The organism is Ktedonobacter sp. SOSP1-52, from assembly GCF_016587395.1.
Map to the genome: position 1 here is coordinate 1765862 of NZ_BNJH01000002.1, position 22263 is coordinate 1788124.

A 22263-nucleotide genomic window follows, 5' to 3' on the forward strand; every position below is an offset into this window, starting at 1 on the left:
GTTTAGTATAAATGCAAATAAGAGCAAGCGAGCACTATTTCCGCCTCGTTTTTATTCTTGACCGAAACGAGCCAAAAAGGTACAATGAGCATATATTCCCTTAAAATTATAATTGTACATACAACATTCAAAAAGAGATGGGGAGGATGAGGATGCCAGATACGAGCTCTAAACAAGTGCCTCTAGAGGCTGAGATACCGTCACCAATGGTGAAACACGAAGTTGAAGACCATATACATATTGTGCATATGCTTAAACCAGAAGCCCCTGATCTACAGCATGCCCAGGAGCCATTATCAGAATTACCAGACGATCTGGCAAGCTTTGCAACGGGCGCGCTGGAGTACAGGCTCCTCCACCAGGTACAGCCTCCGCTTGATGTAGACATACCAGTGCACAAGGCCAGCTTGAATGCTTTGCGGAGAGAGGTCACCTGTCTTCTGACCCGCTTGAGCTGGCGGAAAGCGCTACCCGAGGAGGTCGCTGCGCGCCTCACTGAACTCCTGCCAATCGGCCCCTTCTCTCTCTGGCACCCTCACCTCCTCGCCACACTCTTTGAAATCGACCGACGGGGACACTTGCTTCCCGCCTGGCTTTATCTTATCCAGCAAGGCGATGTTTCCTCTCAGGCACCAGGTAACGATCCTACCACACAATCTCACAACTATGCTCGTCGCATCGCCATTCTCTTGCTTGGCTACTATAAACAGGTAGGCACACCAGCAGCGGACTCGCCCGCTAGAAACACCCAGGATACATTGCCGATGCTACAGGCCCTGCTCCATGATCCCTCTGCCTCATTCTATGCAGCGCGGGCTCTGGCACACCTGGGGCACAATCAGGCGCAACAGATCCTGTTGCAAACGCTCTGCGAGACCAGGGGCTGGAACAGGCTCGCCATTCTTGAACAATGCCTGGCCCTGGGGCATGCACCATTTGCGGAATTCTTGCTAACGCATGGGATCGCTAAGATGCCCGGCCTGGAGTACTATGCGGCAAGCGCACTCTATCACGCGCTCGACCTGGCACCCTACCTGGAGCAGAGCAGGCAGCAGCCCCGGCTCGCCGCGCAGGCGGCGCTTGTGCTCTATTATGTGATAGAGGAGAGTAAAGAGCCATCCCCGTACCAGGAAGCGGTCCCACGCCTCTTTACACGCTCGCTCGCAGACCAGGCCAGCGCGCTCTTCAAAAGTGCAAGGCAGCAGCCATCCTGGCAGGCAGCACTCGCCCTTCATGCCCTGGGAGCGCTCTGTGCTCGCTACTGGCAGGCCATCAACCAGGGCCTGGCCCTGAAGAGCAACCTTGTAGCTCAGATCTATCCCTGCCTCCCCATGATGCCTGAAATTGAAGCATGGATGCAACACAGTGGGCGCGAACTGCTCTTTACCGCCCTCTGTTCCCAGCAGGCTACCCTCCAGCCCCTCCTCGCCCAGGCCCTGGCTGAGCTTGGCGAGATCCGCGCCGTAAATACTCTATTGCTCTACCTGGAGAGCGTCCGCACGCTGGAACACCAGGAGCAGGCTCAGGCGCTGAGCAGCGTCTGCCTGGCTCTTGGACAATTTGGTGACCTGCGCGCCGCCCCTGTGCTACAGAAGCTGGTGGCGAACGTCATCGATCCCTCCTCCGGCAGGCGCCGGCGCGCTCCACTCAAGGAGGCGCTCCTGGAGCCACAGGCGACAGACTATGCGGGGAGCCTGCTGTATGTGGCAGTGCTTCAAGCCTGCCGCCAGCTTCCCACGCCCGAAGCACAAACATTAAGCTATCAGGGGCTAAACGACCTCGATCCACGTGTACGCCTGGCCGCTCTAGAAACACTACGCATCCTTGATGCCACAGGCAGCGAAGCCCAAAGCCGGACAAGCGTTCGCCAGGCCCTCAGCGATCAGAACGCGGCAGTAGCCGGCCTGGCCTGCCAGGTCAGCGCTCAGTATCATGACCAGGAAGCCGCACCTCTCCTGCAACAACTGCTTATCACACATCCTGCGGTGACACAAGCCGCCCTCCTGGCACTCCACCAGCTCAAAAAAGAGGGGTAATTTGTGGTATGTGCTGTGGAAAGGCCGGCGGCTTTTCCACAGCACATACCACAAATAGCCACGGTTTTGCGAGAAATATTGACCGTTTTCATCCTCAGATGATAGATCTCTATACTTTTATTTTCTATATGGACTGTATTTGTATATATTTTAAAATCAAATGCTTTAATTCCAGGCATCGACTATTACCAACATATACCGTGACTTTTGTAACAATTTCACACTTGTTGACGTCTATTTTTCCATACTGAATGTATAATATTTATAGAAAAGCGTATTGTTACAAATATGTGAGCAGGCGCCTTTATGGAGGACCATGCTCTCATCTTCTGCGCGTACTGCCTATTCGGAAATTTGAGCGCTACGCTGTCTACCCTCTTCGGAGGCGCGGTAAGCGTGGTGTTGGTTTCCGCAGAAGAAGATAAGGGATTGTTGGATGAATATGTTGGTGGGGAAGACTCTCGGTGGTTATCGCCTGATCCGCCTGGCCGAGAGTGGAGGGATGGGTGACATCTACTTAGCACAGCACATGCGTATTGGGCGCAAAGTAGCTATCAAAGTCGTTTGTGGAGACCTGCGGGCCGTGCCCAACACACCCGAAGGCAAGCAGGCAGCAGCGCGTTTTGAACGTGAGGCACGCGCGGTTGCAGAACTTGATCATGAAAATATTTTGTCGCTCTATCACTTTGGGGATGAGGTCCTTGAGCAGGATGGGCAGGGCATTACCTATCTCGTCATGCCTTTTATGTCCGAAGGCTCACTCTGGAACTGGCTACAAAAGCGTACACAACAGTATGGCTTTGGCTGGCCTATCTCGGCTGAAGAGGGTGGCTACTACCTATTACAGGCAGCGGCGGCCTTGCAATATGCACATGATCATGGGATTATCCACCGCGACATTAAGCCAACGAACTTCCTGATTCGCGTTGAGCGTGGCTATCCTAAGGGTATGCAGCACCTCAATCTGCAACATATCTTTCCTCATGGACGACCCAAGCTACTCCTGGCCGACTTTGGCCTGGCTGCATTCTACCGCAATGGGCGCTCCCTGCATCGCTCGGTTGGGACACCACTGTACATGGCCCCGGAGCAGTTCGATGATCCCACCCTGGCAACCTCGGTGCATGTGGGCCCCGCCGCGGACCAGTACGCCCTGGCGGTTATGATGTATCAGCTCATCACCGGGCGCGCGGTCTTTGAAGGTACGGCGTCACAACTCTTGCATCACCATCATAACACCTCCCCAACACCTCCCAGCGCGCACATCCCCTCACTGCCATCAGAGCTCGACGCAGTCTTTCTTCGCGCACTGGCAAAGAAACCTGAGCAACGCTACCCCAACATAATGGCATTTGCACAGGCCTATGACACCGTTCTCCAGGAGCGAACGCAGGTCAAGATGTACGCCCAGGGGCGTGCCCTTGACAGTAGACGCGACATACATGTGGAGGAGGCCGCGTTTGTTATCGATAAACAGCGCGAAGCGACGACGCTGCCCATGCCCCCCCTGGACAAGGTTATCGGCAAAGCCCATGGTCCTGAGCAGCTGCCTACCATCTCTTCCGCGACCGTGCACGCAGCAGCTGTACAAGAGGAGGCACCATTGCCACAGCAGTCCTCGCTAGAAGCTATTGTCGAGCAGCATCCCAGACTTTCCTCGATGTTGCCTGCTGGCATCTCCTCTCGGAGTCTCCAATTACGGACGCTCCCGCTGCACTTACTCCAGCAATCGACGGCCTTTGGAGTAATTATTGTGGGCCTCGTCTTTTTACTTTTACTCACGACAGGCATGCTACTCACCATGCTCCTGCTGGGCCATGGCAGATAACACAGCGGGGAGCAAGCTTCCGCTGTGCGACGATTTCAACCTCTTCCGCTGTAAGGTTGGCTCTATATTCCTACACTTTACGCGTTAAGGAGGCCTCCTCGTAGGTCGCGATAGTTCGATAGCCGAGGCGCTCATAGCAGCGCAATGCCGCAATATTATCGGTCTTGACATTCAGGCCAATGTGCTCTACCCGCGTGAGCAACTCCTGGCTCAGGCGCGCACAGACCTCTGTTCCCAGCCCTCTCCCTCGCCATTGGGGATGTGTGGCTACGCTTCCAAGAGCGGCAGCCTTATAAGGCTCAGAATAGACATGGATACCAGCAATACTCTGTAATGCACCCACGCGCTCACCAACTGTAGCAGCACGAATACCGCAGAAACAGCCTGTCTCAAGCATCCTTGGATCAAAGAAATTATTAGGATAACTGACCCGGTAGAACTCCTCAATTTCAGGAAGATCGCGCGGACCTAAAGATATCGTTTGGGAGGTGTTGATAGTTTGCAGCCGCCTGGAATCCTGGAGAAGCATTTTCATATGCGTTCCATAAGAGCGTAGCGTGTATGCCTCCTCCATTATATCCAGTACCCAGGGCGAGAGGTGCGCATCCAACTGCGAGGGCAAGAGTGGCAATAGCAGGCGCATAAAGAGGCGCATACGCTCCTCATCCTGGTCGGTCAGAGCCAGCAGGACAGGCGTTTGGCCGCCAATATAGAGCAGGGCCAGCTGGTGGATCTCCTGCCCATCCATCAGGGCATACCAGCAGGTATAAGGCCAGAAGAAGTCATCCAGGTCACCCAGGTGATAGAGGTACAAACCGACATTCTTTAATAGATACTTTTCGATCTTCTCTTTATCGTGTAGAGCTTCAATATGCATAAACTATTAGTATGGAACCTTTCAGTGGTTTGCGTCGTAGGGTCCATGCTGGCATGGACTCACCCGGCCCGCAGGCCAATTTTCCGCCGTAGGATGGTCGCTTCGCTCGCAGTCCATGCCAGCATGGACCCTACAATTTTGTGAATAGTTAGGCCTTCATGCTCCAGGCCCTGGCACGCTTACGCGCTTTCTGCGCCTCTTGTGTATTCCCCAGAGATTCATAGACCTCAGCCTTTAAGAGCCAGGCCCGTGTATACCCTTTATCCATCTCGGTGGCTTCGTTGAGCGCATCCAGCGCGGCCCGGTTATGGCCCAGGCGTGAGAGTGCCTCGGCTTTATTGCACCAGGCCACCGCGCTGCGAGGATTGACTGTCAGCGCGCGCGTATAGGCATCCACGGCCCCGGTGTAGTCGAGCAGACTGGAATGCACATTGCCCAACCCGTTCCAGGCCTGAAAGCTCCTGGGGTCCAGCGCCAGCGCCTGTTGATAGGAGGCCAGAGCCTCCTCGGGAAGATTCATATCCAGTTGTGCGTCTCCCTTCCCGTTCCAGGCTGCCACATACTGTGCATCGAGTGAGAGCGCACGCTCAAAGTGGACCAGGGCCTGCTGATAGCGTTGGAGGCGCATCAGGACCAGGCCTGCGCTTACCCAGACCACCGCGTTGCCTGAATCAATCTCTGTCGCGTACAGATACGCGTCCAGGGCCTTGCGGTAGTATCCCTGGTTATAGAGAGCCGTGCCCTTGCCATTCCAGGCATAGAAATTCAGCGGATCCATACCCAGAGCCTCTTCATAGGCCTGTAAGGCCTGTGAGTAGTGTTGTTGCTCAAGAAAGCGATCGCCCTCCTGGCATTTTTCAGTAATGCTCATAGTACTGGCATTTGAGCGCCGTTGCGCGGCAGAAACGCTCTGCTGCTTGCCCGTGTTGCTTATGTTCAGGGGTGCCGACGAGGAGCGCGCGGCCGGGCGCGAGGTTGGCTGTGTATGCGCCTCTGGCTGGACCTGCTGTGGAGGAACCTGGTAGCGAACACGCTGAATCTTGGTGCTTGTGGTAAAGGCCTGCTCAAAAGCCTGCATAAACTGCTGCATATCGCTAAAGCGGCCATCGGGTTTAGAGGTCATGGCACGCATGACGACCTCATCCAGCGCCTGGGGCAAATCTGGATTGAGCGATGAAACCGGAGGAACCGTTCCCCCGGCGGGGTCCAAGGGATGATAGCCAGTTAGCATCTCATAGAGGACAATGGCGCTCCCATACTGGTCGCTTCTTGGATCTACGACTCCACTGGTCTGCTCGGGGGCCATATAACCCACCGTGCCGCGCACCGTCACCGTTCGACCGACACGCTCCCCCGGTTCGAGCGCGCGCGCAATGCCGAAATCTGTAATCACCAGGCGGTGATCATCCTGGTGTAACAAAATATTCTCTGGCTTGATGTCACGATGAATAACCGGGCGCGGGCGAGTATGTGCATAGCTCAATGCACCCGCGAGTTGCAGGAAACTGCTCTTGGCCTCGGAGAGAGGCAAAGGGCCATTGGCCTGCGCGAGACGCGTTCTCAGCGAGCCGGCTGTATAGAGAGGCATCACCAGAAACACACTAGGGCCATCGCGGCCATAGTCGAGAACTGGCGCAATATTTTGATGGTCGAGGGTCGCGGCAATACGGGCTTCGCGCAGGAAATGCTCGTGCTCACTGTTCGTCGTTCGACTTGGAAGCAGGACCTTGATCGCAATATAGCGCGAGAGGTTACGATCTACCCCACGAAAAACCGCCGCGTAGCCACCTTTACTAAGCAAAGCATCCACACGGTATCGACCCACTAACATAGTATGTATGAGTGGTAAGGAACAGGCACGGCAAAATAAATCGCTGTCCCGGTTTTCATAGCCACAATCAACTTGATCGGCGCAGCGTCGCATTCCCTCCTCCGAGTCGTAGGTTTAAAATTTACCGCGGGCAGATGCTTTTTCTCATCCACCACCTAAGAGCAGCCTGATTCGATCCACTGTCCGGCAGCAACCACCAGTGGTATGTTGGCCCGGTCTACGCTTCACACACCACCCACGAGCCTGTTATGAGGCTTCGCTTCCATTCGCTCGCTGCTCCAGTGAGCGCGCCCACTCCTGGCATGAGATGGCCTCCTGCTTCCTCCCCAGGCGCTGTAAAATAACCGCCCGGTTATACCAGGCGTCTGGCTCATCTGGCGCAAACGAGGTTGCCTGGTCAAGCGCGGCCAGGGCCTCATCCAAACGGCCAAGTGCATACAGCGACAGACCTTTGTTATTCCAGGCCGCAATGTAGTGGATATCTCCCGCCAGTGCCCTGTCAAAAGCCATAAGGGCCTCTTCATACCGTTGCAATTCGTGCAGCAAGCTGCCTTTATTGTACCAGGCAGAAGTCAGGCCATCGTCATATTGCAAGGCACAATCATAAGAAGCCAGGGCGTCTTCGAATTTCTGCTGAGCAGCAAGAACATTTCCTCGATTATACCACGCCCCCGCCATAGTCTGATCAAGTGTCAGGGCATGGTCATATGCCGCCAGGGCCTCCTCATAGCGCTTCAAGTCGCGCAGGTCGTTGCCTTTATCAAACCAGAGCGTCGCGTTCTCCTGCTCAAGCTCCAAGGCCTCTTCATGCAGAGGGAGAGCCTCTGCCGCATCGCCCAGGCGACGCAAAATATTGCCTTTGGTGTCCAGGGCGGAGACATTGTTGGCATCGATTTCAAAGACACGATTGACGGCGATCAGGGCCTCTTCATAGCGGTGGAGGCTATAGAGCGTATCGCTCATGGCCTGCCAAACAACGCTCTGACGGGGATCGAGGAGCAGGGCCTTGTCAAAGGCCATCAATGCCTCTTCAGACTTCCCCTGCTCCGCCAGGGCCATACCACGTCCACTCCAGGCATAAATATAGTTCGGGTCGTAGCGCAACGCCTGCTCATAGCAATCCATTTCTTCGTCGAAGCGACGTAGCTCATGCAACACATTGGCGCGCGAGGTCCACAATTCTGGATCGTTTGGGCAGAGCGATATAGTGTGATCATAGGCCAACAAGGCCTCATCCAGTTGTTCCAGGCTTAAAAGGGCCGCGCCCTTACCTGCCCAGGCTTCAATCGAAACCACATCCTGCTCGATAGCCTGTTCATAGTAGCGCAAGGCGGCCTCATATTCGCCCTGCTCATACGCCACATGGCCGCGCGTTAATGGATCGGGCTGGCTCTCCTGTGGCCGTTTCACGTTTTTTTGTTGCGAGAGCGCGGGCACACGTATCACGGTGGCATCATCGTCGCCATTGATATCCAGCGCGAACTCTTCGCTACCAGCCGAGGCATTCCAGGCCAGTTGAGAGTGCTCCTGCTGGCTATTTCCGCGCCCCTCCCGCTGTTCAGCCTTGATCAAAAATACCAGGGGACCATCCTGACCATAATCCAGGACACGCACACTCCCCGGATCTTCAACACGCTCTGAGAGCGAGGCCGCAAGCTCGGCATCCTGAAGAAACTCCTCACGCTCGCCCTCGGTCGCGCTCTGGGGTATTAAAGCACGCACGAGCACAGACTGTCCCTGGTGGCGATCTAGCGCACGCAAAGTGACTGTCTTACGCTCTTTAAGCGCAAGCTCCTGGACCTCATAACGTCCCTGTAAAAATGTTCCTTCTAAGGGAATACCGCAATGGGCGCAAAAGCGCGCCTTTTCTCGATTGGCGAAGCCACACCCCTCTAAATCTAGACACATCCCCATAGACACGCTTCCTCCCTAGCCTGCGCACTATCTCTAACTATTGCCATACAAAAGGCTTTGTTGCCACTACTGTAGCGAAAACGTTATGACCTTGTCAATGTAATATGCTACACTTTGTAGTACATTATGAAAACAGGAAAGAAAATACTATATTTGCCTGCATTATACACCACTACTCATCCTCGCTCGACACATGCCTTCTCTGGTAAACGTCTGGCAGGTCAAACTTTTGCAGATGGACCTGCACGCCCAGCCTTTTTACGGTCTACTTATAACTATTCTCCAAGGACTATAGCAAGGAACAGACACACTTGCAAGCAATCTCGATGATTACCCTCCTCTATTCAGTATATGCGAGGGGCAACATCCGCTTGAAATAGAATCTCGATATACCCTGTTTTTCAAACCTGGGGAAGCTGATACTGGTTATACGAAACAGCCAGGCCATTCGCTGCATTTGAGCCCGCTACTTACGTACGCGGCTTGACGCCCAAGGTTACCCATTTAGACACCTTTTGCGCCTGTGGCGCTCGGGGTAAGAGGGATGGGGCTGGGGGCACCGGCTGGTACCCCAGCCCCATCCCTCTTACCCTGGTGGGCTTGCGAGCCAGCATGAAAAGGAACAGCCATGACAAGCGTACGTCTTGGCGTGGAACTGTTATATAATAACAGGAGTTATAGATATATAGGTCACAGGGCGACCGTTGCTCCCGGTTGTTACGCAAGCTCATTCTGCAGCGACAAGTCTCCCTCCCCATTAGTTCACTCCATTAAAGGATTTTTTTATGACGGCATACAAAGATGTATTTAACGCCCGTACGCCACTCGAAGGCGCCCACGAGACCACCCACTACTTCCGTCTCGGCGCGCTTGAGCAGCATGGCGTACAGAATTTAGATCACCTGCCCTTTACGGTACGCATCATCCTCGAAAACCTGCTCCGCCATGCCGATGGTGACCTGATAAAGACGGAGGATGTCCTCTCGCTCGCTAACTGGACGCCTGGTAAGGCCGCGGGAAATGAGGCCGAGTATCCCTTCCTCCCCGGGCGTGTGCTCTTGCAAGATTTCACCGGGGTACCTGCCGTCGCCGATCTGGCCGCGATGCGCTCGGCTGTGGCTCGGATGCAGGGCAATCCTGAGAAGATCAATCCGCTCGTACCCGCCGACCTGGTCATTGACCACTCGGTTCAGGTCGACGCCTTTGGCTCACGCATGGCCTTTGCGCAGAACGTCGAGCGTGAATATGAGCGCAACAGCGAGCGCTATGCCCTGCTCCGCTGGGCGCAGCAGGCATTCAGCAATTTTCGCGTCGTTCCACCCGGAACAGGTATTGTCCACCAGGTCAACCTGGAGTACCTGGCCTCGGTCGTGATGACGAAAGAGGATGATGGCGTACAGGTCGCCTATCCCGATACCCTGGTTGGTACCGACTCGCATACGACCATGATCAACGGCCTGGGTGTGCTGGGCTGGGGCGTCGGCGGTATTGAAGCTGAGGCCGTGTTGCTGGGGCAACCCCTCTACCTGCTAACTCCCGAAGTCATCGGTATGCGCCTGACCGGCGCGCTGCCAGAAGGCGCGACCGCGACCGACCTGGTTCTGACAGTCACGCAGACGCTGCGCAAACGCGGCGTGGTGGGCAAGTTTGTCGAGTTCACCGGCCCTGGCCTGAGCTACCTGGCGCTGGCCGACCGCGCGACTATCTCTAATATGTCACCCGAGTTTGGCGCGACCGCGACGCTCTTCCCGGTCGATGCCGAGACCATCCGCTACCTGCGAGACACGGGTCGCGATCCCAAGCTGGTTGAGCTGGTTGAGCGCTATACCAAGGCCCAGGGTCTCTTCCGTACCGATGAAACACCTGAGCCACAATTCGACGACTTGCTGGAGTTGGATCTGAGCACGATTGAGCCTAGCCTGGCTGGTCCCCGTCGCCCACAGGATCGCGTCGCCATGCAGTCGCTGGGTACAGCGTTCCGCGATGCGTATGCAGATCGCTTTAAGGGCGCTGCTACCAATGTGACGGTCGAGAATCCTACCAACCGCCTGGGCAACGAGGGCGGCATCGCGACTCCTAGCTCAGTTGAGCAGAAAGAAGACGCGGAGAGCCAGCTAGCCAACGGCAATGGCCATGGTCATAGCGTACTTGAGGGAAAAGATATTCTGGTCAACCTGGATGGGCAGCAAGCTCACCTGCGCCATGGCTCGGTCGCCATCGCGGCCATCACCAGCTGCACCAACACTTCCAATCCCTCTGTCATGGTCGCCGCAGGTCTGCTCGCCAAGCGCGCCGTTGAAAAAGGCCTCAAGGTCAACCCGGCTGTCAAGACCAGCCTGGCCCCTGGCTCACGCGCGGTTATTGACTACCTGCGCAACGCGGATCTCCTCTCCTCCCTTGAGGAGCTACGCTTCAACCTCGTGGGCTATGGTTGTACCACCTGTATCGGCAATAGCGGTCCGCTACCTGAGCCAGTTGCCGAGGCCGTTCAGGAGAATGACCTGGTTGTCGCCGCCGTGCTGAGCGGAAACCGCAACTTCGAAGGACGCATTCATCCCCAGGTGCGTGCAAGCTTCCTGGCATCGCCTCCCCTGGTCGTGGCCTACGCCCTGGCAGGCACTGTCGATATCGATCTTGCGCATGAGCCTCTGGGCACCAACGACAAAGGAGAACAGATCTACCTGCGCGATATCTGGCCCAGCCAGGAAGAGATTCGCCAGCTCGTCACGAAATCGGTTACGCCCGAGGTCTACGCTGAGAACTATAGCCGCGTCTTCGAGGGCGACGAGCAGTGGCAGGCGCTCTCCAATTCAACCGGGCAGCTCTTCGAGTGGGATCCTGAATCGACCTATGTACGCGAACCACCTTTCTTTCAGAACATGAGTGATCAGCCCACGCCCGTGAAGGACATTCATAACGCACGCGTGCTGGCCGTACTCGATGACTCCATCACGACCGATCACATCTCGCCCGCGGGCAGCTTTGCTCCCAATAGCCCGGCTGGTCAATACCTGCTTGAGCATGGTGTGCAGCGCCGCGACTTCAATACGTATGGCGCGCGCCGTGGCAACCACGAGGTGATGATGCGCGGTACCTTTGGCAACATTCGCCTGCGCAACCGCCTGACCAATGGCAAAGAGGGCTACTACACCGTTCACCTGCCCGATGGCGAAGAGACCACCATTTATGATGCCTCTATGCGCTATCAGCAGGAGGGAACACCGCTATTGATCATCGCAGGCAAGGAGTATGGTTCCGGTAGCTCCCGTGACTGGGCGGCCAAAGGTCCCTTGCTGCTGGGTGTACAGGCCGTAATTGCCGAGAGCTTTGAGCGTATCCATCGCAGCAACCTCGTCGGCATGGGCATCCTGCCCCTCCAGTTCCGCTCTGGCGAGAGCAAAGAGTCTCTGGGCCTGACTGGTCACGAGACCTACGATATTCTGGGGATTGAGCAAGACCTCAAACCACGCCAGACCGTGACTGTGAAGGCCACGCGTGAAGATGGTTCTACCTTCACCTTCGAGACTATCGCCCGCCTGGATAGCGCGATTGACGTCACCTATTATAAGAACGGCGGCATTCTGCTCACCGTGTTGCGCCGTCTCGCGCAGGACTAGCAGTCTAGAGGTGAAAAGAGTGTAGCGCACACGGTGGCAGCCATTGCGCTACACTCTTTTCGTATACTAGTGAGTTAATTTTCTTCAGGCAGCATAGCGCAGACAGTGATACAATAAGAGCATGAGCGAGCATCTCTATCTGACACCACAGAGCCGGCGCTATCTGCGCGCCATCCAGCAGAGCCTTGATACACTTGATCCACGGGGCGAACCACTCGTCTTGCCACTGCCCGGATCCCCCAGGTCCACTGGCGATATCATTGTTTTCACTGGTTCTTTTAATCCACCAACCCTGGCCCACCTGGCTATGCTCAAGCAGGCTTACTCTTATACACGAAGCCATGCGCCTATGCGCCTCTATGCCGCGATGAGCAAGCAGACCGTCGATAAGGAAAATATCTCGCGCCCCCTCTTTCTGGATCGCCTCGCGCTCCTGGATCGGTTGATGCAGCGCTTCTCTGGGTCTGGCATTCTGCTCTTCAACCGGGGCCTTTACGTGGAACAGGCGCGCGCCATACGGCAGAGTTTTCCTCGAGTGCACAACATCTACTTTCTAATGGGCTTTGATAAAATTGTGCAGATCCTCGATCCTCACTACTATACGGACCGCGATGCCGCGCTGCAGGAACTCTTTGCTCTGGCCAAACTCCTGGTCGCACCACGTGGAGAGGATGGGCCAGAGGCATTGCAGGCGCTTTTACAGCAGGAGGAGAACACACGCTTCGCGCGCTACATCGAGCCACTCCCGCTTGGCAATGCCTATCGCGAGGTCTCCGCGACCCACATCCGCAACCAGGACACGGGCTATACTCAGGCTATTCCACACGAGGTCTGGCGCTTTATGTGGCGCACGCGGGCCTATGCCCCTCCACTTCATACCACAAATGGTGTGATAATCGATGTCTATGCAAAGCGCGTAAGGGAGCTAACTCGTCTATTAGGAACGCCGCCAAGCTAAAGCAAGAATACAAAAGGGTATGGGAGTAGCGTGTTAGGTGTGACGCGGGTTGGCAGCCGAAGGCTGCCAACCCGCGTCACACCTAACCCTCGTATATTTATGAAGGGTTGACCTGGCGGAAGGTAAAGCGGATCGAGCCGATTTGCACAATATCGCCATCACGTAACACCTGTTGCATTATGCGTCGCCCATTGATATAGGTTCCCGTCGCGGATCGTTGATCAATTAACTCGTACATGCCTCCGGCAACCTCATGAATCGAGGCATGGTGGCGACTCACCGCGAGGTCTTCCAGAAAAATATCGCATTCCCGGCTCCGTCCGATGGTCATATTGGATACAACCTCTAATTGACGCATGGAACTCTGGCCGCCAGAAGGATAGAGGTAAGCAGCCGAGACGGGTTGCGAATCAGGCTCCTTGCCAATAAGGGATTCTCGCCCACGTGAGGAGGCCAGTTTGAAGGGGCGGGTCCCCTCGCTATCATAAAAGACCATCTGAGTATGGCCAAATTTAAGCTCATCGCCATTGGAGAGGAGTTGCTCTTGCGTAGGCTGATCGTTGACAAAGCTATCGCCACTGCCATGATCGTCACGTACCACAAACCCCTCGGGGAGACGCAGGATTCTGGCTTGTTTCCGATGGACAGTAATATCTTCCAGAAAAATATCACACTCCCGACTGCGTCCGATAGTGGTACAATCCTTCCATAATTCTACCCGTTTCCCCACGAGCGGTCCCTTTTGGATGAGCAGATATGCACTCGTTGAAAAATCCTGATCCATAACACTCCACCAACGCTAGCTAAACGTCGATAAACATACCGGCACAAGGGCCTCATCGTCACATGCCAACTGAGTATAACGAATTGCATCGAAGGGTGTCAAGTTTTTCCAAATTGTACATTTTAGCTATTACAAGAGAATACACTTATTGTTTCTTGACTATAATAATGCGCTCTTCGCCGCCCCCTCAATTGCATCACTTTCGCCTGCTCCCTTTAGTATACGCCCTGGTTCGCCTTGCATCCATCAATACAAAGCCTGTAGGGGAATGTCACGTTTTCTTTTCTGTGGTGATATTACTAGCGAAATTAGTGTAGCAAAGGAACGCACATGCAGCTAGAACAAAGGGATGAAAACATTCAATATACTCCTCTCCATGCGACGCTCTTTGACCAGCACGGTAAGGCTATTCTTGGCTACCTTCGCCTGCATACGCCCTCGTTAGAGGATGCGGAGGACCTGATGCTAGAAGTATTTGTCGCCGCATTGGAAAAGGAGAGTTTACCGATACTTTCTCCGAGCGAGCAGCTGGCCTGGTTACGAAAAGTTGCTCAAAACAAGCTGTTCAACAGCTACCGACGAACACAACGACATCCACAAACTTCACTAGACGCAATCTCGGACCTGCTTTTCTCGGAGGAGGGACCAGAGCAGGTTGTTTTGCAACGAGAGGCACATCAACAACTGCGTGCCCATATCAAGCGACTTCCTGTGCTTCAGCAACAAACCCTACAATTGCGTTATCATTATGGACTGAGTTGTGCTGAAATTGCCGTTTTGCTTCAAAAACGTGAAGAAGCAGTGCGTAAATTACTTTCACGCACTGTACAATCCCTGCGACATTTATATAGACAAGCAGAAGGAGAGAACAAATGCTAGACCGCGAGGATCTATTGCCCGAAGAACAGGCGTCTCCTGAATTGTTCAAGGAATTGCAGGCACTCTATCAAATGCATTCTGACGAAAAGCAACTACTGCTACGAACCAGGGAGCGCCTGACAAAGATATCCGTGCCGCTGTCTTCAGATGCTCAGGGATCTTCCGCGAAGATGCAACGAAAAACATCGAAACAGGCACAAGGATTTCCCATTCCGGCTACACGACCCTGGTTGCGGAGTCTCAGTACGCTGGCGGCTGTTCTTATCGTTACGTTGATCGTTAGCGCGCTTGTGTTTACCTTCTCGCTGGTTCGCAATACCAGAGTCGCAAAAGACAGTACATCGCAAGTGGCTACTTCTCATGAGCCAGCGCCGAAGCTCATAGAGCTTACAGAGGGGGAGCGCTTATATATGGTGAACGAAAAGGATGGATGGTCTATCGGGATAGGGAGCCAGGAAGCCTGGGGCTCTATTTTGCGTACCACTGATGGAGGCAAGAGTTGGAAACAGGTAACGCCGCCTGGAATTCATCGTGTCTCCGACCTCTACATTCTCGATAACAATACCGCCTGGTTACCAATATGGGATCAAACAAAAAGCCCGTATCCAGTATGGCTCTACCGCACAATTAATGGCGGCGCATCATGGCAACGCTTTCCCTACTCAGGAAGCGATGTCTTCTCGCTCACATTTACTGATCAGAATCATGGTTGGGCAGTAAAGACTCAACAGCCGCAGCAAATTACATCACAGTCTCAATCACAGCAGACAATTGGGGATATCACCCAGCAAAAACCTACGCTGCCGAAAAGCACCCTTCTGCACACGCATGATGGAGGCAAGACCTGGCAAAGCGTCGCGCCTTTTCCCGCTGGAATGGGAGGCAGTTTATACTTCATCGATGAGCAAACTGGTTGGACGTCAGGTGTTGATAAACCTGGAATCGAGAGAACAATGTCAATCTACATCACTCATAATGGAGGCAAGACCTGGCAAAAACAATCCCTGCCCAATACCCCAGGAAAACTCGCGCTGACACAACAACCCATCTTCTTTGACAAGAGTACAGGGTACTTCTTAGCCCGATTTGATACGCCAAACATACAATGGTATGCCTATATAACACATGATGGCGGTAACTCATGGCAGAGAAGTAACACCGCAGTACCTGATTCTGTACGTCTACTTGTAGACGACCAGCACGCCATAGGAGCCACCCTTGACCAGAAATCCGACCTGAAAGATATCATCATCCTGAACTTGACAGACAATCGAAAGGTTTCGACTTCTCCTAATGGAAATGGAACACTTATTGATTATAGCTTTCTCACTGTACATGTGGGCTTTGCTCTTAAACAGACATCAAGCAGTGTTATCGATCTTTATAAGACAGCCGATGGCGGCAAAACCTGGTTCAAGGTAAGCACCTGGCCGAAAGCGGCATAACAGGTATCAAAACGCGCCGTAAAGCCCTTCAAATTCTTGCCTTGAGACGTGGGGTAACTGACTATATGGAGGTAAGAAATATGTTGCGTATGCGTCGTCGTGAAAATGCTTAAGCGTATTCTACCATAGGGAAGTGGGAAAGAGCAGAACACCTTGAGATGTTTCTCAAGGTGTTCTGCTCTTTGTGTTTTGTTCCTGGTGATCCATATCTTCTTTCGGATAAGCTCTAGACTATGTAGACGTGAAGGCTCGTACTAGAGAAGCTAGCTACCTCTGCCTGGAGCGTTGTATGATACATAGATGCATAATACATACATATAACGACGCGACATTTCCGTTAGTTCTCATATAAGAAGTCACTCATTTTTTGCAAAGGAGCATACTGCGTATGACACAGCAAGCAGGGCACCAGGTTGCCATTGATTTTGACGTTCCAGCGCAAATGCGCGATGGCACGATCTTGCGCGCCAATGTGTATCGACCCGCCGGTGAAGGGAAATGGCCGGTTCTCCTGACGCGCCTCCCCTATGGCAAGGATCTCCCCATTGGCTCTTCGTTGCTAGATCCACTCCAGGTCGCGCGCCGGGGCTATGTCGTCATTGTGCAGGATACGCGTGGGCGCTTTACCTCCGGGGGTGAATGGGGCCCCATGCGCTTCGAGGCCGAGGACGGCTACGATACGGTAGAATGGGCCTCTAAGCTACACTACAGCAACGGCATTGTAGGTATGTTTGGTATCTCCTATTTCGGCTTCACCCAGTGGGCGGCTATGACCCAGCAGCCACCTGCCCTGAAGGCCGCTGTGCCGGTGCAAACCTGGAATGATCCTCTCAATGGTGTGACCTTCCGCGGAGGTGCCCTGGAACTAGGGACCGCCGCCCAGTGGCAAATGTCGATGGGCATCGATGTCTTGATGCGCCGCTACCGGGGCGAGGAGGATCCGCGCAAACTGGGGGCCGCGCTCTACCAGCTTATTCACGATATCGACGCGCTGGGTACTCAGGGCTATGCCTCTCTCCCTCTGAGTGAGTTCGCCCCGCTCAAGCGCAACGATGTCTCACCCGCCTTCTTTGATGCGTTTGAGTATGAGATGCAGCGCGAGCGCGTTGCATATATGACCATTCTAGGTCAGCACGAGAAGGTAACGGTCCCGACCTTTAGCATCGCGGGTTGGTATGATATCTTCCTCAAGGATACCATTGAGAATTTCCGAATTATGCGTGAGCAGGGAACCACGCCCGAGGCGCGCCAGAGTAAGCTACTCGTTGGCCCCTGGAGCCATGGCGGAATGATGAATCCCATCGGCGAGCTGAACTTTGGCATGGGGGCCAGCGCGGCCTTTATCGACCTCAAGATCGACCTGGTCAGCCTCCAGGTACGCTGGTTCGATCACTACCTGAAACAGGTGGAGAACGGCATTGAGAGCGAGGCCCCCATTAAGCTCTTTGTGATGGGCGCCAACACCTGGCGCGACGAGCAGGAATGGCCGCTGGCACGCGCCGTCGAGACGCGCTACTACCTGCATAGCGCGGGACACGCCAATACCCTTGCTGGCGACGGCACGCTCAGTACCACGGCCCCTGAGAGCGAGGAGCCTGATAACTACATCTATGATCCAGCCAATCCAGTGCCCACCCGTGGCGGCGCACTGCTGATGACTCCCGAGTACCGCTCCGGCCCCTACGATCAGCGCTCCATTGAGCAACGCGAGGATATCCTGGTCTATAGCACACCTGAGCTTGAGCAGGATGTAGAGGTCACCGGCCCTATCACGGTTCACCTGTGGGCAACGTCAAGCGCGCCCGATACGGACTTTGTGGCACGCCTGGTTGATGTGCATCCCGATGGCTATGCGCAGAATCTGACTGATGGCATCATACGCGCACGTCACCGAAACTTTGCTCAGGGCGAGGCATCTTCGCTGATCGAGCCTGGCAAGGCCTATGAGTATGCTATCGACCTCTGGGCCACCAGTAACCTCTTTAAGCAAGGACATCGCATCCGCGTTGACGTCACTAGCAGCAGCTTCCCGCGCTGGGACCGCAACCCCAACACGGGCCAGCCGCTGGGAAGCGATGCCGAGTTCCAGGAGGCACACCAGACCATCCTGCACGATACTGAGCACCCCTCTCACATCCTGCTCCCCATCATACCTGCAAGTGCATAAAAGATGACCATGAGGGTCCGGGCATTGCCCGGATCCTCATGGTCATCTTTTATGCACTTGCAGGCGGGGGAAGAGTACGCCACCGGGAACGACCTGGGTGAGTTCGCATGCACCCCAGTGCCCCTCTGTGCGCCATGCTCCATTCGCTAGAGGCTCCAGGCCTAGCTGCTCACGCAGGCGGCGCGAGGTGGCAGGGATAAAGGGCGCGAGCCAGAGAGAGAGCAGGCGCAGAGCCTCCGCCGCCGTGTAGAGCACGGTATCCAGGCGCTCCTCCTGCCCGGGCTGTTTGGCAAGCTTCCACGGCTCACTCTGTTCGATATACAGGTTGACGCGCCGCACACAGCGCCACGCCTCCTCCAGAGCGCGCCCTGGCTCCCATTCATCCAGGGCGCGGCCCACCAGTGCTCCGCCCTGTGCTACCAGGGCCTGTACCTCTTCCTCCAGAGGCGTCACACTACCTGGACGAGGAATGGTTCCGCCACGAAAGCGCTTGATGAGTACCACCAGGCGTTGTAGCAGGTTCCCCAGGTCATTCCCCAGTTCATCGTTATACGCGCGCAAGAGACCTTCACGCGTGAAGTTGCCATCAGCCGTCAGCGAGAGGTTGCGTAGCAGGTAATAGCGTAGCGCGTCGCTACCAACTACGTCCACAAGCGCACTCGGCGCGATAACATTTCCCGACGACTTGGAGAAACGCCTCCCCTCCAGCGTGATAAAGCCATGCACGGCAACCTGCCTGGGCAATGGCAGCCCCGCCGAGAGGAGAATGGCGGGCCAGTAGAGACAGTGGAAACGCGTGATATCCTTGCCAATCACATGGGCGTCCGCGGGCCAGTAACGCGCAAAACGTTCCTCATCCTGGAGGAAGCCAATCGTGGTCAGGTAGTTGGTCAGGGCATCAAACCAGACGTAGAGCACCTGCTGCGGATCCTCGGGAACGGGAATCCCCCAGTTCTCCAGTCCTGGACGCACCTGGCGCGAGATGGAGAAATCCCTCAGCCCCTGCTTGATCACGCCCAGCACCTCGGCCCGGCGCGAAGTTGGAACAATAAAGTCAGGATGCTCCTCGATATATGTGCGCAACTGGTCCTCGTAGCGCGAGAGGGCGAAGAAGTAGTTCTCTTCGTTCAGCCACTCGGGCGAGATTGAAGGATGATCGGGACAATGCCCATCGCGCAAATCTTCGTCCTTATAGAAGTTGTTACAGTTGGGACAATACCAGCCTGAATAGGTGGTGCGGTAGATATCACCGCGCGCCCAGGCACGGCGAAAAATCTCCTCTGCGACTTTCCGGTGCGCCTCCTCCGTCGTACGAATCCAGCGATCATAGTTGATATCCAGTTTGCGCCACTCCTCGCGGAAGCGCGCCTCCAGGGCCGCGACCCATGCATGAGGCTCGACATTGGCCTCGCGAGCCGCGCGCAAAACGTGCAGACTGTTCTCGTCCAGGCCCGTGCTAAAAAACGTATCATCGCCTAGTAAACGATGATAGCGCGCCTGAATATCCGCGATGACCTTCTCCAGCGCGTGCCCCACATGAGGCGCAGCATTAGGATAATCAATCGCGGTCGTAATGTAGAAGCGCCTGGTCCCGGCAACCTCTCCTATACGTTCAGACAAACTCTCTAGCGGTTGTTTCACATTCATAGTTTCACCTCTTGTCGTCCAGAAAAAACTAGCGTCACATCACCTGGAGAAAAGCAAAAGAAGAGGCGTGAGCGGTATCGCTCACGCCTCTTCTTTTGCTTTTCTATCCCCTGCGCTCACCTCAACAGGTCTGAGCGTGGTCTGGGGGTCGAGAGGAACAGCGATACCCGGCCCGATGCCAGCATCATCGACATCTGGTCCATAGCAACACACATTGACATGTACATGTTTTTCTGTTGCAGGGTCATCGTGTTCTCTCTTAAATGCTATACTCTTGGTAGGACAGTTAACGAAAAACTCTACATCTACCTACCTTCTTCAGTGTACAGACAAAACCATGCAGTGTCAAGCAGCAGGATGAAGAGTTTATCGGCGCAAAACCTGAAGAAATTGAGGGAGCCGTGTACACGCCAGGAACGTTTGCATCGGCTCCATAGTATATAATCTACCTGTAAAAAGTTTATCTAGCGATGGATAACACTACAGCCCAAGTACTTATTTCTGGCCCTCCGTTATCCATAATGCTACTTCAGTCTATTACACCTATATGAAAAGGAGCAGACAATGGCTGTAATTCACACATCTCATGTGAAGCTACCCGTCAATGGTGAGGGTGCCTATGCTTTCATCGCCCAGCCTGATGACGATGCTAGGCATCCTGGCGTTGTCCTGATTCAGGAATGGTGGGGGATCGAACCTCATATCCGCGACCTGGCGCAGAAACTGGCACTTGAGGGCTTTGTCGTCGCCGTGCCTGACCTCTTTCATGGCAAGATTGCCTCTGAACCCAACGACGCTATGCGCTTGATGATGGCAACACGCAAAAATGTGGATCGCGCGATCAACGAGATCATTGGCGCGCTTAACACCGTGAAAAATATGGATAACGTCGAACCCAAGAAGCTGGGCCTGATGGGCTTCTGCTTTGGAGGCTTCCTGGCATATACCGCTGCGGCACACTATCCTGACCTGGGCGCGCTGGTGCCATTCTATGGCGGCGGCTATGATCCCAAGCCTGAAGAGGTCGCACGCGTGAACGCGCCCGTCTTCGCCGTCTATGGTAGCCAGGACGAGGGCATTCCCCCAGAACAGAGACAGAAGATTGAGAAGCTCTACAAAGATGCCGGGAAAGACTTTACCGTTAAGGTATATGACGCCGGACACGCCTTCCTCAATCCAGATCACGGCATGGGCAATGAAGCGGCGGCCGCCGATGCCTGGCCACGGGCCATCAATTTCCTGAAGGAACATTTGAAATAACGTGAAAGATAGCCAGTAGCGGGCTTGGGGCCCGCTACTGGCGTACGCGGCCACTCAAGACCTACCATCTATCAGAAATAAAAGGATCGCTATTTCATGCTTGATACTCACACGCTATTGCGTCGCCATCTTGAGGCCGTCTGGTATATCCAGATTCCTCCACTCACGCAGACACATACCATCGTACCAGCGCCACACCAACCGCCCTGGCACCTCTGCATCGCTACACTTCAGCCCACTAATGAACAGCTCTACATCTGGCGCTCTGATGTCACGCCTCAACAGGGCGAGCAACTCCTTCAATATGCCAGGCAGCTACAGGCAGCTACAGAAGTAGAGGCAGTTTCACAGGGGGTTAGCGCCAGCCATGAGGTCGCGCTTGTTCAGACAGCTACGCCTGCTATGGATCTCGCTGAGGCGCGGCGGCTCGCCCGACGCATCTCGCCCGACGAACGCCATACCATCGCTACCTTCTTGCCAGAAGATGTAGACTATTTTAGTGCGCCCCAACAGCAACCAGTCTTTGGCGTTGTGGAGCATGATCGCCTTGTGAGCATAGCCCATAGCTCGCGGCGCACACCAGACGCCTGCGAACTGGGGGTGGAGACACTTCCCGAGGCTCGCCGCAAAGGTTACGCCCTGGCGGCTACTCTCCTCTGGGCCGAAGCTGTCACGCAAGAAGGCCTGTTTCCCATCTACAGCGCCCTGGCCAACAACCACGCCTCCCTCCGCCTGGCTCACAACGCCGGCTACCGCCCCTTCGCCCACGCCCTCCAACTCACTCTCACCTGACCCTAAACCTGCCAACCTGGAGCATTGAGCAGCGTCGAACCGAAATAAGCTACCTCTCCTCGCTACATGCCTTTCTGAGTAAGGTGGCTGGCGGTGGGCTGGCTCTGCCAGCCCACCGCCAGCCACCTTACTCTATGCGCAGCGCCTGCGGCGCTGAGAAGTCCAGCATAAAGATAGTATTAAAACACCCCTAAAACATGCCAAGAACATGAAAATCACGAAAAAACA

At 54.8% G+C, this 22263-nt stretch carries 14 protein-coding genes; 9 read left to right on the forward strand and 5 right to left on the reverse strand.

All coding sequences use genetic code 11. The annotated features are described in order from the left end of the window. Positions 1-152 precede the first annotated feature (152 nt). Together JMJ16_RS23150 and JMJ16_RS23160 are read left to right on the forward strand one after the other, a co-directional pair. Positions 153-2036 carry a HEAT repeat domain-containing protein gene (locus tag JMJ16_RS23150; RefSeq protein WP_201385360.1) on the forward strand — a complete coding sequence of 628 codons (1884 nt, stop codon included), beginning with the start codon at positions 153-155 and terminating at the stop codon, positions 2034-2036. A 436-nt stretch (positions 2037-2472) separates the two neighbouring features. Beyond that, on the forward strand, positions 2473-3864 hold the full coding sequence (locus JMJ16_RS23160; RefSeq protein ID WP_201385362.1) for a serine/threonine-protein kinase: 1392 nt from the start codon (positions 2473-2475) through the stop codon (positions 3862-3864). 70 nt (positions 3865-3934) lie between these two features. On the opposite strand, the gene JMJ16_RS23165 is transcribed toward JMJ16_RS23160, so the two are convergent. From JMJ16_RS23165 to JMJ16_RS23175, 3 genes are all read right to left on the reverse strand, one after another. Beyond that, a complete protein-coding gene (locus JMJ16_RS23165) occupies positions 3935-4678 on the reverse strand; it encodes a GNAT family N-acetyltransferase (protein ID WP_201385363.1) in 744 nt (247 codons plus the stop codon). A gap of 211 nt (positions 4679-4889) precedes the next feature. Beyond that, a complete protein-coding gene (locus tag JMJ16_RS23170; RefSeq protein ID WP_201385365.1) occupies positions 4890-6542 on the reverse strand; it encodes a tetratricopeptide repeat protein in 1653 nt (550 codons plus the stop codon). 276 nt (positions 6543-6818) lie between these two features. After that, positions 6819-8486, reverse strand: a complete 1668-nt coding sequence (locus JMJ16_RS23175; RefSeq protein WP_201385367.1) for a tetratricopeptide repeat protein — start codon at positions 8484-8486, stop codon at positions 6819-6821. Positions 8487-9271: 785 nt separating this feature from the next. On the opposite strand from JMJ16_RS23175, the gene JMJ16_RS23180 reads away from it, so the two are divergent. Then, positions 9272-12103, forward strand: a complete 2832-nt coding sequence (locus JMJ16_RS23180) for an aconitate hydratase (RefSeq protein WP_201385369.1) — start codon at positions 9272-9274, stop codon at positions 12101-12103. Positions 12104-12224: 121 nt separating this feature from the next. Next, positions 12225-13061, forward strand: coding sequence for a hypothetical protein (locus JMJ16_RS23185; protein WP_201385371.1), 837 nt, complete (start codon positions 12225-12227; stop codon positions 13059-13061). 97 nt (positions 13062-13158) lie between these two features. Here the strand turns inward: JMJ16_RS23185 and JMJ16_RS23190 are convergent, their stop codons facing one another. Continuing rightward, positions 13159-13845 (reverse strand): FHA domain-containing protein, encoded by a 687-nt coding sequence (locus tag JMJ16_RS23190; RefSeq protein ID WP_201385373.1) that lies wholly within the window; start codon positions 13843-13845, stop codon positions 13159-13161. 330 nt (positions 13846-14175) lie between these two features. Here JMJ16_RS23190 and JMJ16_RS23195 point away from each other — a divergent pair, with 330 nt between their 5' ends. The 3 genes from JMJ16_RS23195 to JMJ16_RS23205 all read left to right on the forward strand — a co-directional run bounded on the left by JMJ16_RS23195 (position 14176) and on the right by JMJ16_RS23205 (position 18336). Beyond that, complete coding sequence (locus JMJ16_RS23195; protein WP_201385375.1) at positions 14176-14724, forward strand: RNA polymerase sigma factor; 549 nt, start codon at positions 14176-14178, stop codon at positions 14722-14724. Next, positions 14718-16169 (forward strand): hypothetical protein, encoded by a 1452-nt coding sequence (locus tag JMJ16_RS23200; RefSeq protein ID WP_201385376.1) that lies wholly within the window; start codon positions 14718-14720, stop codon positions 16167-16169. The genes JMJ16_RS23195 and JMJ16_RS23200 overlap by 7 nt, the downstream gene beginning before the upstream one ends. Positions 16170-16557: 388 nt before the next feature. Further along, positions 16558-18336: a CocE/NonD family hydrolase gene (locus JMJ16_RS23205; protein WP_201385377.1), complete on the forward strand. Its 1779-nt coding sequence runs from the start codon at positions 16558-16560 to the stop codon at positions 18334-18336. 42 nt (positions 18337-18378) lie between these two features. Here the strand turns inward: JMJ16_RS23205 and metG are convergent, their stop codons facing one another. Beyond that, a complete protein-coding gene (gene metG, locus JMJ16_RS23210; protein ID WP_201385378.1) occupies positions 18379-19983 on the reverse strand; it encodes a methionine--tRNA ligase in 1605 nt (534 codons plus the stop codon). Between the two features lie 564 nt (positions 19984-20547). Between metG and JMJ16_RS23215 the strand changes: the two genes are divergently transcribed. Beyond that, positions 20548-21243, forward strand: a complete 696-nt coding sequence (locus JMJ16_RS23215; protein WP_201385379.1) for a dienelactone hydrolase family protein — start codon at positions 20548-20550, stop codon at positions 21241-21243. Positions 21244-21339: 96 nt separating this feature from the next. Continuing rightward, complete coding sequence (locus tag JMJ16_RS23220) at positions 21340-22035, forward strand: GNAT family N-acetyltransferase (protein ID WP_201385380.1); 696 nt, start codon at positions 21340-21342, stop codon at positions 22033-22035. Positions 22036-22263 lie beyond the last annotated feature (228 nt).

Excerpts from the sequence above, each read along its gene's own strand:
- JMJ16_RS23150 (WP_201385360.1), top strand. The coding sequence starts at position 153 with ATGCCAGATACGAGCTCTAAACAAGTGCCTCTAGAGGCTGAGATACCG.
- JMJ16_RS23160 (WP_201385362.1), top strand. The coding sequence starts at position 2,473 with ATGAATATGTTGGTGGGGAAGACTCTCGGTGGTTATCGCCTGATCCGC.
- JMJ16_RS23175 (WP_201385367.1), bottom strand. The coding sequence starts at position 8,486 with ATGGGGATGTGTCTAGATTTAGAGGGGTGTGGCTTCGCCAATCGAGAA.
- JMJ16_RS23180 (WP_201385369.1), top strand. The coding sequence starts at position 9,272 with ATGACGGCATACAAAGATGTATTTAACGCCCGTACGCCACTCGAAGGC.
- JMJ16_RS23185 (WP_201385371.1), top strand. The coding sequence starts at position 12,225 with ATGAGCGAGCATCTCTATCTGACACCACAGAGCCGGCGCTATCTGCGC.
- JMJ16_RS23190 (WP_201385373.1), bottom strand. The coding sequence starts at position 13,845 with ATGGATCAGGATTTTTCAACGAGTGCATATCTGCTCATCCAAAAGGGA.
- JMJ16_RS23195 (WP_201385375.1), top strand. The coding sequence starts at position 14,176 with ATGCAGCTAGAACAAAGGGATGAAAACATTCAATATACTCCTCTCCAT.
- JMJ16_RS23200 (WP_201385376.1), top strand. The coding sequence starts at position 14,718 with ATGCTAGACCGCGAGGATCTATTGCCCGAAGAACAGGCGTCTCCTGAA.
- JMJ16_RS23205 (WP_201385377.1), top strand. The coding sequence starts at position 16,558 with ATGACACAGCAAGCAGGGCACCAGGTTGCCATTGATTTTGACGTTCCA.
- metG (WP_201385378.1), bottom strand. The coding sequence starts at position 19,983 with ATGAATGTGAAACAACCGCTAGAGAGTTTGTCTGAACGTATAGGAGAG.
- JMJ16_RS23215 (WP_201385379.1), top strand. The coding sequence starts at position 20,548 with ATGGCTGTAATTCACACATCTCATGTGAAGCTACCCGTCAATGGTGAG.
- JMJ16_RS23220 (WP_201385380.1), top strand. The coding sequence starts at position 21,340 with ATGCTTGATACTCACACGCTATTGCGTCGCCATCTTGAGGCCGTCTGG.